Below are 13557 nucleotides of genomic sequence, written 5' to 3'. Positions count from 1 at the left end.
AAACAAAGGGGTATAAGTTTGTATGTGATAAACTTCACAATGTAAATATACCAAGTTTCCGGCTGTATTACAAGCAATTGTGATAGATTTCACAAATTCGTCATATTTACGATTCTAGTTCAATATCCGACGCATATGTTGAATATAATAACATATAAACCGGAGGAAATTCGAATGAAAACGACTATTTATACCTGTCTATTTCTGGTAGCACTATTTCTTCAACTGCTTGGTTTCTTAAATGCATTTCCACTATTAATCAGCTCACCCATTCTCTTCATTACTATATTTATCTTATTAACAAGAATCAGCCAACAAAAACGTTTTAAAGGCTTTTAATTCTGGCCGTCTCGATTACGCTTAAATTAAAGCGTCACAAGTTCGTATTTGTCTTTTATGCTAACTTTTTTTGTGCATCCTTCCAATTGGATCACCTTTACCGTGAAAAATCAGCTTGAACAGACCTCATTCGGCCCTAAATGGAATACATTCGGCCCATTCTATCTTTTATTCGGCCCTTTTCCTAATTTATTCGGCCCATTTAGCATTACATTCGGCCCTTTGATTTTTGATCAACACCCCTTCCATACTTATTTTGGAAACCCAAAAGAGGCCGTCATAGTTGACGACCTCTCTTTGGTTTTATGCTAGAAGTGATTCTAATTCAGTTAGTTTTTCTTCAAATACTTTGAGAGCTTCTCGGATTGGATCAGCTTCTGTCATGTCGACACCGGCTTTTTTCAACACTTCGATCGGGTAATCTGAGCTTCCTGATTTCAAGAACTCGATATATCGATCTACAGCTGGCTGCCCTTCTTCAACGATTTGTTTACTCAATGCGGTTGCTGCACTGATTCCGGTCGCATACTGATACACATAATAATTGTAGTAGAAGTGAGGAATGCGGGCCCACTCAAGACCGATTTCTTCATCAATAACAATATCATCGCCAAAGTATTTTTTATTCAGCGCATAGTATTCTTCTGTCAGCATATCTGCTGTCAGTGATTCCCCATTTTGCGCTTTTTCATGGATAATGTGCTCGAATTCAGCAAACATCGTTTGACGGAAAAGGGTTCCACGGAAGCCTTCAAGCTGATGATTCAAAAGATAAATCCGTTTTTTCTCATCTTCAATTGTATTGAGAAGATAATCATTCAATAGATTTTCATTACAAGTAGAAGCTACTTCAGCCACAAAAATTGAATAGTTACCATATGGGTACGGCTGGGTTTTTCTTGTATAGTAACTATGGACGGAATGTCCGAATTCATGCACAAGGGTAAAGAGATTATTGACGTTATTCTGCCAGTTCATGAGGATATACGGATTCGTTCCATACGACCCAGATGAATATGCTCCACTTCTTTTCCCTTTGTTTTCTTGGACGTCAACCCAACGATTATCAAATCCTTCTTGAAGAACATTACGGTATTCTTCTCCAAGCGGTGCAAGACCATTCAATACGTATTCTTTCGCTTCTTCATAGGAGACATCCATTTTAACTTCTTTGACTAGTGGTGTAAATAAGTCATACATATGAAGCTCATCTAACCCCAGTACTTTTTTACGTAAACTTATATAACGATGTAATAACGGAAGATTTTCATTAACTGTATTCACTAAATTATCATAAACGCTTTCGGGAATATTATTGTTGCTTAACGCGGCTTCGCGAGCTGATTTATAATTATGGACCGATGCATTAAAGTTATCACTCTTAATTTGACCTGCTAAAGTACTCGCAAACGTATTGCGGAAGCTGCCATATGTTTCGTAAACACTCTTAAATGCTTCCTCACGAACTCGACGATCATCGCTTTCAAGGAAGTGAATATAGCGGCCATGTGTAATTTCTACCTCATCGCCAGATTCATCCTTAATCGTTGGAAATTTAAGATCCGCATTATTAAGCATACCGAAAGTATTGCTTGATGCGTCCATAACTTCTGATGCTTTTGCAAGTAATGCCTCTTGATCGGCTGATAAAACATGTGGACGCTGCAAGTTAATTTCTTCTAACGCATGCTTATAGAGTTTAAGCGATTCATTTTCTTCAAGGAATTGTTGAATTTTACTTTCATCTATACTTAATAATTCTGGTACTATGTAAGAAAAAGCACTTGCTGCCTGTGCATATAACGTTTTTGCCCGATCATCTTTGCCTTGATAAAAGGAATTCGTCGTATCTTGGTCGTAACGCATATGAGAATAAGCGTATAGCTTGCCTAGTTTTTCAAAGACTTCATCTTGAAATTGCAGTGCGACTAACAGCTTTTCTGCACTTTCTCCAAGCGTTCCCTTAAAGGCATCTGCTTTTTGAAGGCTTTCTTTTATAGCTGTAAAGGTAGTTTCCCAATCTTCTTCCGTAGCGAATATGTCTTCTAAACGCCATGTGTCTTCTGCAGGTACATCTTTTCTAGCTTGTAATGTTTTCACTGTACTTTCTTGCGTCATGTCTATGGTCCTCCTCTAAATCTTCCTATTGGATGTTTGTCCTAACCCCTATGATAGGTGTACTATGTCTATTGTACTCCATTTTCCTTATAAAAATCATTTAGTAAGCTTTAAATATAATGATTTTTCTAAATTTTCTACTTCTATATCATTTTGGGGAATTTGAATCAACTCCCTGATCGAATAGATCCCCGCCGCTTCTTCCTTCAGGTGTCCTAATTCTTTAAGAAGATGTAAATATTCTTTAATAACCGCAGTGCAATCCAGGTATGGCAGTAAAGCCAGCGAACGAAGTTTAATATCTCCTTTCCTCTGCCGTTTTCGGAAGGCAGAAAGAACCTGATTAAAGGTTATTAACTCCCCTTTTTCTCTCGTGTACAGAACATCCATATACAGCCACCCTTGCCATTTGACTGCTGGTGTTTCGATTACCCACATCCCTTTCACAGGCAGTCCGATTTCAAAGGGGAGGGTTCCTGGTGAGAGGCTATTATTATATAGCGCTGCATAAAAACGATCTTTTCGAGTGATTCTTCTCATACTAAAAAGACTCCAATTTTTTCGTTTTGCAAACCAGGTCTTCAGTATAAGAGGTTCATTAATAACAGGGAGCGTACAAGGCCTCAACAGCGTTAGCTTCACTTTTACAAAGGCAGCGTATGTAGTTCGAGCTGAGAATGGCGTAAGATGCTGTAGAAAGCCCATATGGCCTTTTTCAGGACAGAAGGTAATAATGAGGGGGCGTTTAAATGTCTCATTGAGGAACTGCCAGTGAAAAGCTGACAGCATGAACGCATTTGCTTTATCCTTTCGAAGATTTTTTTCTGCTAGGATCCATATTGGAATAACTCCAATTTCCAAATAAAGAGCGGTCCTCTTTACAAAATCTTTTACTGAGATAACGGAGCACTGAAATTCTACTGCGTATACCCCTTTTTCCGAGGTAACTAGAATATCTGCACGTTGTTTAATATCAGGTAGATAGGCCTCCAGTTGGGAGGGAATTTGATTCTTTTGCAGCCAATTGAAAAGTTGACGTTTTCCAGTGAGATGATAGACGGATTCTGCTTCAGATGAGGCGGTGCAGAGGGGATTTTTTTTGTGAGCAAAATGAGGAATCTTCTTATCACCAGCTTTAATAATTAATTCACTTTCACAACAGGGGCAGTAGAACTCCTGATTCTCTTTTACTACTTTCAATGCTTCTTTTGTTATCTTTTCAGGAAGTGTTATTAACATTCCCTCCTGATTTTTTGCGGTTAGCATAGGCATCCTCCTTTTCCTAAAAGAGAATTCGCCAAGCTTGGGGAATATTCCTTCAAAAAGGCCGAAACTGATTTTCGGCCCTTCATTTTATAATAACGGGGATAACAGCCTGCAGGTGGATTCCATTATCTTATATCTAATTTTACGCTTAGAAAAGTCATCCAAATGTAATTCGCATGATACGTGAAGGTCATGTAAAAAATCATTGACCAATCTTTGAGTACTTCTTGTTTGAAACAAAAACGCATTCACTTCAAAGTTTAAATGAAAACTGCGCATATCCATATTGGCTGTTCCAATAGAAGCAATCTCATGATCAACAATGACTAGTTTCGAATGCATGAACCCATTTTTGTATTCGAAGATTCGAACGCCAGCAGCTAATAGTTCAGGGAAATAAGACCTGGAAGCGTGAAATACAATTCGTTTATCTGGATTTTTGGGGACAAGCAGCCTGACATCCAGACCACTTAAGGCCGCAATCTTCATCGCTTGAAAAATATCCTCGTCAGGAATAAAGTACGGAGAAGCAATCCAGACTGATTTTTGAGCATTGGTAATCATACAGAAGAAGATGCTTTTAATAATAGCCAATTCGTTATCCGGCCCGCCGGCAATAATCTGCACGCCTCCATGTGTATGTTCTTGAGGCATGGACGGGGAAAGATACTCATCTGTCAGAAAGCTATGATCGGTACTATAGTACCAGTCCTGAAGGAAAATTAACTGCATGGTCTGAACTGCCTCACCTTTAGCCATTAAATGTGTATCTCTCCAAAAACCAAATACCTCATTGCGTCCGAGATATTCGTCCCCAATATTCAATCCACCCATAAAGCCTACAGAGCCATCAATCACGATAATCTTACGGTGATTACGAAAGTTGAATTTATTATTTAAAAACGGCAGATGGACAGGACCAAAGGCTACTGTTTCTACTCCAGCATTCTTCAGGTCAGTAATATAGGTAGTCGATAATTTCCACGATCCTACTGCATCATACAGAAAGCGAACCTTTATTCCTTGCTTGGCTTTTTCAATGAGCATCTTCTTAATTTCCTGCCCAATATGATCATCACGGACAATATAATATTGGATATGTATATGATGCGCTGCTTTATCCAGTTCTTCTAGGATATGAGAATACGTTTCATCTCCATTTGTGAGAATTTTTGTTTCCGTCGCAAACGAAATGGGGCTGTTTCCGATTCGTTCAGCTAACCGAAATAATTTGCTCTGATGAATAGTCTCTTCTAATTTCCGTTGATCGTTTGAATTAGTCTTACTCTTCGCTTGAACTTGTAAATAGGCTTCTTTATCAAGCAAATATTTTTTTCGAAAAATTCGTTCCTTACGATAATTACGTCCAAACAGAAAGTAAAAAATAAAACCGATAATCGGAAATGCACCGAATACGATCAGCCATGTAAGTGTTTGAGCTGGATGTCTGTTTTCAAGGAAAATCAGGATTCCGATCACAAGAAGCGACAATGATAAAAGAATACTGAAATATCTGAATACTGTATCGGTCAAGGTGTTATGAAAAATAAACCAAAAACAGAGTAATATTCCTGATAATAACACAACACGAAATGTGTTTTTCAACCCGCTCACCTGCCAATCATTTAAAAAGAGGTCAGTATGAAACAAAAAGCCGACTTCAGACTGAAATCGGCTTTACACTAAGCAAAATATTTATGAACCGTGTTAAACACATCATTTTCAATCACTATTTTTCCGTATTCCTGTAAGATATGAACGGTAATAGGTGATTCATGACTATACTCTAACAGTGTACTCAAAATATTATCAATTTCTTCTTCCTCCGAATCATCTTCTGAGAATGAAATATAGAGATAATATTTATTATTGTATGCATAGAGCTTCGCATCTAGACTATCAAGTCCACAGCGTTTACTCAGAGAAATAACATCTTCAAAGTCATCGAAAGCCGTAATAAATTCAATTACACCATCTTCAAACTGTACTGAACTGAATTCATGCTTCCCTTGAAATTGTTGTTCAAGCAGTGATTCCAGTTTTTCGTCTACCTGCATATCACCAAGCTTGTCATCTGCCAGCGGAAGCTCCAGTTTTTGGCCGTCCTTTGTCAACTGAGCTCGAGTAACTAAAACCTCTAGACCTTTTTCAAGTGCTTGTACTTGTATCCATAAAGGTCCTTCCATCGTAAATTCTTCTTCTTGATGTACTTCATCCATCATTTCCCAGAACAATTCTTCACTGCGCTCACGGCTGTACCATATCTCTTCCCGGTCAAAGCCGCGTTCTTCAATATCTATATAAGAAATATAAAATTTAACGGTATCTTCATTAATGCGTTCGATCTCCATAATTCCATCTCCCTTCTTTCTCGTTTTGAAGGGATAATTACCCCCGAGCTATAAACGCTCTTATGATATCTTTACCCCCGAAGGAATACTTGTAACCGGCAGCAGGATAAAAATAAACTATTTCTTTTATTTTATGATAAAACCCTTGAGAAGGGAAATAAAAAACCTCTAGTTGTAAAAAACAATCATTTGCCTAATAGTCCTACTATATTACAAAATATAGGTATGAGTTGCAACTCCATTTAATTTTACCTGGTTACCTTATTCTATTCAAAACGAGCAGGTTTGCATGAGCTTATTTAGCAAATAAAAAATAAAAACCCCGCCAAATTTAATGGCAGGGCTTACGCCTATTTTAATTGACCATCCGCTGTGCTTCGCGTAATTGGTATGTACGAACTTTACGCGGCAGGAACCTTCTAATTTCATCTTCATTATATCCGACTTGAAGTCTTTTTTCATCAAGGATAATTGGACGTCTTAGCAGGCCAGGATTGTCTTTGATAAGCTTATATAATTCCTGAAGGGGCAATAATTCTAGGTTAACATTCAATTTTTGGAATGTTTTAGAACGTGTTGAAATAATTTCATCTGTTCCGTCTTCTGTCATTCGAAGAATTTCTTTAATTTCTTCAATTGATAACGGTTCTGAAAAGATGTTTCTTTCTGTATATCCTATCTCATGCTCTTCCAACCATGCTTTTGCTTTTCTGCATGAGGTACAGCTTGGTGAGGTATATAATGTAACCATGTTACTTCACACTCCCTAAGTATAGAATTGGCAATCTATGATGGGAACTCTATTTTTTATCACTAATATCTACATTGAAATGATTTTAAATTAGCAATATATATTTATGATTATACACTATATTCAGCGAAATGAATACCCTTTTTAATATTTGCCTACAATCACAGTAAAGCATGAATTCCTAACACTATTTGCAGCTTTTACCCAGCTGATTAGATATCATCATTTCGGTAATGAAAAAAAGGCAATTGAAAAAATCCTGTGCTAATTCTCAATTACCATTTTTTTCACTGTTACAATACAATACTTTTTAGATACCCCTTTTCACTTCCATTAAACCTTTCTTACTAAAACAATTAAATAGACTTTAGAATATCTTCCTCAGGAGCTGATTTGAGGGTCAATACTTCATCAACAGGCTGATACATTTTTCCATAGAATAGTTTATCTTTATACGTATGAATTCGTTGATAGGTTCTCTTCATGTAATTGAGAATTTCCTCTTCCTCAGCCGCATCTAATCGAGGATTCGGAGCCCAATATAATATTTCCATAGGACTGATTTCATTCGTCGCTAAAGATCTTCTCCGATAAGAAACCATTGAAGCATGGTTAAACCCTTCACGTTTATAGAATTTAAGCCTTCGTGCGGAATCTTTATCGTTCTTGTCTATAGGTTCAACCTCTAGAAGAATAGGTTTTTGTTTTTCCTGCAGCATCTTAATGAGTTTCTTTCCGATTCCTTGGCCTCTTGAAGCGTTAGACACAAACAAATAATCGATAAAAATATAATCAGTATCTTCGACATACATTAAAACATGGTGCGGGCCTTCATCTTTTTGATAGATATCTCCCTTTTCTTCCAATAGGGTTTCCATATGTTCTTGTGATTTCATTTCATGAATAGGAAAATATTCGTTAAGCTTTTCATACCAGTGCATTGTTAAGTTCCTCTCTTCTGTTGAAATTATCTGTTAAAAAATGGTACATTTATTTACGATAGTATTTCATCATTCTTACCTAGGAGGGTGTCCATGATTGGGTATTTCGTTGACTTCACTGTAGTCGCAGGTTTAATAATTGGGATCACCGCATTCAACGGTGTGATACTCAACACCCTCGGTGAAACGTTTTTCGGAGGAAAACGCCGAACAGAAATTGCTGATCACTCCACAGACATACAAGCTGGCTGGAACCAAGTAGGCGGCAGTAAAAAGTAATTGACCGCAGAAACTCGGGCAGTTTTTCACTGCCCGATCAATCATGGTTTATAATCGACACCCTGTGTGTAATTATTCGCAGCGTTCCATAACAAGTATTCATTTATTCCATTTTTATTTAATGCATCAATCTGTGCCTGAACTTCAGACTTCCCATATTTTAAGTAGTTTCCTTTTCCAAGATAGGCAGCAGTAAAATCTTGAAGCCATGGTCTTGAAGTCGGGGGTGTTTTTAATTCTCCTAATTTTTCTTTTTCCAATTTCGCATAAGCTGAAACCAGCTTATATGGTTCTAAATCAGGCTTAGTAATGCCAAAATAGGATGTCCAATGACTTGGGTAGATCATCGACGAAATAACATCTACATTCTCAGATATTTTAGAGAAGTTTTGACCGATTCCAGGTGCTTCTGGTAAAGTTGCTGCATAACCGAAGATATCTACAGATACCTTTACATCATATGGTTTCAGTTTCTCTCTTGCGTAAGCGACGAAGTCTGTAACTGCCTGTACACGTTTTTGTGTGTGATTAGTCGATGTTCCTTTATATTCACCCATGGAATACGTTAGTGAGTCTTCTCGATTTTCGAATCCCTCAGGAAAACGGACGTAATCAAATTGAATTTCTTGGAAGCCCATTTTCGCAGCTTCTATTGCGACTCCGATATTATAGTCCCAAACTTCTTTCATAAACGGATTAACAAACGATTCTCCTCGTCCATTCTTCCAAGTTTCCCCGTTATCTACAAAGGACCACTCTGGTTTTTGCTTTGAAAGAACCGAATCCTTAAAGACCACAACTCTCGCTATTGGATAAACTTTTTTCTCTTCAAGCTTACTCAACATTTCTACTGGTTCCGATATGTAGTTCTTTGCAATATCAGCATAGGGTGAATCAGGGTCCTCAGGAGTATACGTAATATTCCCCCAATCATCTTTTATATCAATCACCATAGCATTCAATTCCGTTTTTTCAACATAATTTAGAAGTTTATCGAATTTTTGACCTCCTGCAGAATTACCAGTGAGATAAATACCGCGCACGGCATCAGGATAGTTAAAAGTAAAATTGGTTTCATATTTAAACCGATTCATTTTATCAGGCAAGACCTTTTTCGTTAGTGCAAGCTCACTCGTTTGGTGGCCTGACTTGCTCTTACTATCTGTTTCAGCAAGAACGGAGGGGTTGAGGACTGTTAAGGAGCTGGCTAAAGCTACGCTCGAAATCAGTATTTTATTTAGAAATTTCATTCTCTAACTCCTTTCTTTAATGTATAGGATAACCCTACTTACAAAATAAACATGAAACGTTTTTTATTATTATTTCTTTATTATGTACATCTTACCCGAAAACATCGTCTTCCTTCTATACCACCTGGTACGGTATCTTAAGCCTCTTTTTTCGACTTTTTTCGCCAAATTAAAAACGACCTCGTTAAGAGATCGTTTTTAATTTATTTTGTATGAATCGTTTGGTATTGTTTAAACTCTTTTTCCGAACAATAAACGAAATGACCTGGCTTTATTTCACGCATTTGCAAGTCTTCACCTTCACCATATCCGTGAATGTTTGGGTTGTATACTTTCCGCTTTCTCATCCGTTCACTATATGGATCTGGAGCAGGAATAGCTGATAACAATGATTGTGTATATGGATGAATTGGATTTTCATATAACTCCTCGCTGGGTGCAAGTTCTACCAATTTTCCAAAATACATAACCCCAATACGATCACTGATATATTTAACCATGGAAAGATCATGTGCAATGAAAAGATACGTTAATCCATGTTCAATTTGTAGTCTTTTCAGTAAATTTACAACTTGAGCCTGGATGGAAACATCTAAAGCAGAAATTGGCTCATCGGCAATTATAAATTCCGGTTGCACAGCAAGCGCACGGGCTATTCCAATCCGCTGACGTTGTCCACCTGAGAATTCATGAGGATACCGATTGGCATGCTCACGATTTAATCCAACTGTCTCCAGCAGCTTATGAACCTGTTGTATACGATCTTCCTTATTTTTTGCTAGTCCGTGGATATCAATACCTTCTGCGATGATATCAACGATCTTTAAGCGCGGATTTAATGAAGCATAAGGATCTTGAAAGATCATTTGCATCTTGCGATTGAAATCTTTTAACTGAGCTTTTGATTTCGTATTATGAACATTTTCTCCATTAAAGAAGACTTCCCCATCAGTAGCATCATATAAACGAATGATTGTCCGGCCTGTAGTAGACTTACCACAACCAGATTCCCCCACAAGCCCAAGCGTTTCTCCTTTGTAAATATCAAAGGAAATATCATCAATTGCTTTAACCATACTTGGTTTCCCAGTATTGAAGTATTGTTTAAGATTTCTAATCTCCACTAATTTCTCACGTTGTTCCATTATTTAACCTCCTGCCATGTCTGGAATTGATCCATTCTTTTTTTCACAGCTAGAGGGGGTTCAACCTTAGGTGCATCTGGGTGCAGAAGCCATGTAGCTGCATAGTGTGTATCTGATACTTTAAACATTGGCGGCTGCTCTTCAAGATCGATTTGCATGGCATATTCGTTCCGGGGTGCAAATGCATCCCCAATAGGCGGATGTAACAGGTTGGGAGGTGTACCGGGTATCGCATACAATTCATCATCTTTCGAATCCAAACTAGGCATAGAACTGATTAGTCCCCACGTATACGGGTGTTTAGGATTGTAGAAAATTTCATCAACTGTACCAATTTCCACAATTTTACCGCCATACATAACCGCTACACGGTCAGCAACATTCGCGACGACACCAAGATCATGCGTAATAAAGATAATTGATGTATCAATTTTCTTTTGTAAGTCTTTCATTAGTTCTAAAATTTGCGCTTGAATGGTTACATCTAATGCTGTAGTTGGTTCATCAGCAATCAACACTTTAGGGTTACAGGCAAGTGCAATTGCAATAACCACACGCTGTCTCATCCCGCCCGAAAATTGATGCGGGTATTGTCCAAAACGTTCTTCCGCATTAGGAATGCCTACCAAGCGAAGTAAATCCATTGCACGCTCTTTTGCTTCCGATTTACTCATATTTTGATGTTTAATAATTGGTTCCATAATTTGCTTGCCGATTTTCATGGTTGGATTTAATGAAGTCATTGGATCCTGAAAAATCATTGATATCTCTTTCCCACGAATCTTCTGCATGCTTTTATCACTCAATTTAGCTAAATCTTTACCATTAAAGAGAATTTCACCACGTTTGATTTCAGAGTTTCCAGGGGGCAGCAGCCTCATAATGGACTTGGTTGTGACAGATTTCCCTGAACCGGATTCACCAACAATCGCTAATGTCTCCCCTTTTTTAAGTTCGAAATCCACCCCACGAATGGCTTGTACTTCTCCTGAAAAGGTATGAAATGAAATAGTAAGATCTTTAACTTCTAATATATTTTCCATTATAGTCACCTGCCTTTAATCACGCATTTTTGGATCTAGTGCATCACGAAGACCGTCAGCAATCATATTAAAACTAATCATAATTAAGCTTATTACAATCGATGGGAATATTACGATATGAGGATATAATCTTAATGTTTTAAAACCATCATCAATCAAGGTTCCCAATGAAGCAAGCGGGTCTTGAAGACCAAGTCCGATAAAGCTTAGGAATGCTTCAAAGAAAATCGCGTTAGGAATTGAAAACATTGTATTTATAAGAATAACCCCTACCATATTGGGTAAAAGATGCTTAAAGATAATTTTTGCATTGGAAGCTCCTAACGTACGTGAAGCCATTACAAATTCTTGTTCTTTCATTTTCATCGTTTGCGCCCGCACAACACGTGCCATACTCACCCAGCCCGTAAGAGCTAATGCCAATGTAATCGACACAATACCAGGTTTAAATACTAGAATCATCAAAATAACGATGACTAAGTTAGGAATACTAGAGAGAATTTCTGTGAAGCGCTGCATATAGTTATCCAGCCTTCCGCCAAAATACCCTGAAACCGCTCCATATGTGACACCAATCAGCATATCAAGGATAGCCGCTAAGAAAGCGATATAAAGGGAGATTTGAGTACCTTCACAAATCCTTGTAAATAAATCCCTTCCCAGCCCGTCAGTACCAAACCAGTAATACTCTTCAATTCCTTTTTGTTCATAAATGTTAACTTGATCTCCATTGTTTAATGTTCTCATACCATCAAACGGAAGCCAGCTGATATTTTCTAAAACAGGAATTTTCGCAGGAAGATTATTGTGTGGAAGTGTTTGTGTTTTAGCTTCTTTTCCACTGAAAAGAGGACCGGTAAATGCAATAAGAACAATCAAGAAAACCACAACTATACTAACAATAGCTGCCTTATTTTTCCGCATCCTTAACCATGCGTCCTGCCAAAAATTTAAACTCGGCTTATCGATTACTTCACCTAAGGAAGAATCTATAATGGCAGGAGAAAACTTGTCCTTGCTTAATTTAATCTGCGTATTCGCCATTACTTTTTACCTCCTGACAGTCTAATCCGTGGATCGATAACTCCGTAAAGAATATCAATAACTAAAATAATCACGACGAATAGTACAGAAAATAGGACCGTCGTTCCCATGATTACCGAATAATCATTTACTTGTATCGATTTTACGAATTGATCGCCAATTCCAGGAATAGCAAAAATCTTTTCAACAACAAGTGATCCTGTCATCATGGATACCGCCAGCGGCCCAACCACCGTTACAACTGGAATCAAGGCATTTCTCAACCCATGTTTAAAGGCAATTTCAAAATAATTGGCGCCTTTTGCCTTGGCTAATGTAATATAATCCGAACCCAGTACATCAATCATCTCTGTACGAATAAATCTTGCAGTAATCGCAATTGGGAACATCGCTAGTGCAATCGTTGGCATAATACTGTATTCCCAACCCTTCCAGAATAGTACCGGAAGCCATCCCATTTTCACACCGATGTAGTATTGAAGCAGACCTGCAAAAACAAAATTGGGAATAGATTTACCCAAAACAGCGATAAAAGTAGAACCATAATCTACCCATGTATTTTGTCTTAAAGCCCCAATTACACCTAGAAAGATTCCTATTATGGAACCGAAGAACATGGCTTGGAATCCAAGTGTCATGGACGGACCAATTCTAGAAGCCAACAGCTCCGTAACTGGTACATTATTAAACTGGAAAGAAGTCCCTAAGTCACCTTGCACAACATTCCCCATATATTTGGCATATTGTACGACTATCGGTTCGTCCAACCCGTATTTATCTTTCATAATCTCCAATTGCTCTGGCTGTAATTTATTTGCGCTAGCAAATGGAGTCCCAGGAATCAGCTTCATTAAGAAGAAGGTCAATGAAATAATCACAAACAAAGTGATAACCATATAAAAAACCCGTTTCAAGAGATATTTCGCCATTTGTGCACCTCCTATAATGTGAATATTCAGCATGTTTTGAAAATTATAACCAAAGGGAAAAAGAGAGTATACGTTACTATACTCTCTTTCCATTTTCTGTA

General features: G+C 37.8%; 13 protein-coding genes. 2 read left to right on the top strand and 11 right to left on the bottom strand.

Going from position 1 to position 13557, the window contains the following annotated elements:
* Positions 1 to 174: 174 nt before the first annotated feature.
* Entirely contained in the window at positions 175 to 339 is a 165-nt protein-coding gene (locus MHI18_RS16210) for a hypothetical protein (protein ID WP_340848778.1), read from the top strand.
* 303 nt (positions 340 to 642) lie between these two features.
* On the opposite strand, the gene pepF is transcribed toward MHI18_RS16210, so the two are convergent.
* The 6 genes from pepF to MHI18_RS16180 form a co-directional block, all read right to left on the bottom strand.
* Positions 643 to 2457 carry an oligoendopeptidase F gene (pepF, locus tag MHI18_RS16205; RefSeq protein ID WP_340848777.1) on the bottom strand — a complete coding sequence of 605 codons (1815 nt, stop codon included), beginning with the start codon at positions 2455 to 2457 and terminating at the stop codon, positions 643 to 645.
* Between the two features lie 96 nt (positions 2458 to 2553).
* Positions 2554 to 3723, bottom strand: a complete 1170-nt coding sequence (locus tag MHI18_RS16200; protein WP_340848775.1) for a competence protein CoiA — start codon at positions 3721 to 3723, stop codon at positions 2554 to 2556.
* An 87-nt stretch (positions 3724 to 3810) separates the two neighbouring features.
* Entirely contained in the window at positions 3811 to 5328 is a 1518-nt protein-coding gene (cls, locus tag MHI18_RS16195; protein ID WP_340848774.1) for a cardiolipin synthase, read from the bottom strand.
* A gap of 77 nt (positions 5329 to 5405) precedes the next feature.
* Positions 5406 to 6074: an adaptor protein MecA gene (gene mecA / locus MHI18_RS16190; protein ID WP_340848773.1), complete on the bottom strand. Its 669-nt coding sequence runs from the start codon at positions 6072 to 6074 to the stop codon at positions 5406 to 5408.
* A gap of 355 nt (positions 6075 to 6429) precedes the next feature.
* Complete coding sequence (gene spxA, locus MHI18_RS16185) at positions 6430 to 6825, bottom strand: transcriptional regulator SpxA (protein WP_040373207.1); 396 nt, start codon at positions 6823 to 6825, stop codon at positions 6430 to 6432.
* A gap of 356 nt (positions 6826 to 7181) precedes the next feature.
* A complete protein-coding gene (locus MHI18_RS16180; protein WP_340848770.1) occupies positions 7182 to 7766 on the bottom strand; it encodes a GNAT family N-acetyltransferase in 585 nt (194 codons plus the stop codon).
* Between the two features lie 93 nt (positions 7767 to 7859).
* Between MHI18_RS16180 and MHI18_RS16175 the strand changes: the two genes are divergently transcribed.
* Positions 7860 to 8045 (top strand): hypothetical protein, encoded by a 186-nt coding sequence (locus MHI18_RS16175; RefSeq protein ID WP_340848768.1) that lies wholly within the window; start codon positions 7860 to 7862, stop codon positions 8043 to 8045.
* A gap of 41 nt (positions 8046 to 8086) precedes the next feature.
* Here MHI18_RS16175 and MHI18_RS16170 read toward each other — a convergent pair whose 3' ends face one another.
* The 5 genes from MHI18_RS16170 to opp3b all read right to left on the bottom strand — a co-directional run bounded on the left by MHI18_RS16170 (position 8087) and on the right by opp3b (position 13456).
* A complete protein-coding gene (locus tag MHI18_RS16170) occupies positions 8087 to 9295 on the bottom strand; it encodes a putative glycoside hydrolase (protein WP_340848767.1) in 1209 nt (402 codons plus the stop codon).
* 203 nt (positions 9296 to 9498) lie between these two features.
* A complete protein-coding gene (locus tag MHI18_RS16165) occupies positions 9499 to 10440 on the bottom strand; it encodes an ABC transporter ATP-binding protein (RefSeq protein ID WP_340848765.1) in 942 nt (313 codons plus the stop codon).
* Complete coding sequence (locus MHI18_RS16160) at positions 10440 to 11483, bottom strand: ABC transporter ATP-binding protein (RefSeq protein WP_340848764.1); 1044 nt, start codon at positions 11481 to 11483, stop codon at positions 10440 to 10442. Before MHI18_RS16160 ends, MHI18_RS16165 begins: the two co-directional genes overlap by 1 nt.
* A 15-nt stretch (positions 11484 to 11498) precedes the next feature.
* A complete protein-coding gene (gene opp3C / locus MHI18_RS16155) occupies positions 11499 to 12527 on the bottom strand; it encodes an oligopeptide ABC transporter permease (RefSeq protein ID WP_340848763.1) in 1029 nt (342 codons plus the stop codon).
* A complete protein-coding gene (opp3b, locus tag MHI18_RS16150) occupies positions 12527 to 13456 on the bottom strand; it encodes an oligopeptide ABC transporter permease (protein ID WP_340848762.1) in 930 nt (309 codons plus the stop codon). The genes opp3C and opp3b overlap by 1 nt, the downstream gene beginning before the upstream one ends.
* Positions 13457 to 13557 lie beyond the last annotated feature (101 nt).

Origin of the sequence: Peribacillus sp. FSL H8-0477 (genome assembly GCF_038002765.1) — a bacterium.
Classification (GTDB): Bacteria; Bacillota; Bacilli; order Bacillales; family DSM-1321; genus Peribacillus.
This window is presented reverse-complemented; position numbering and strand designations above follow the sequence as displayed.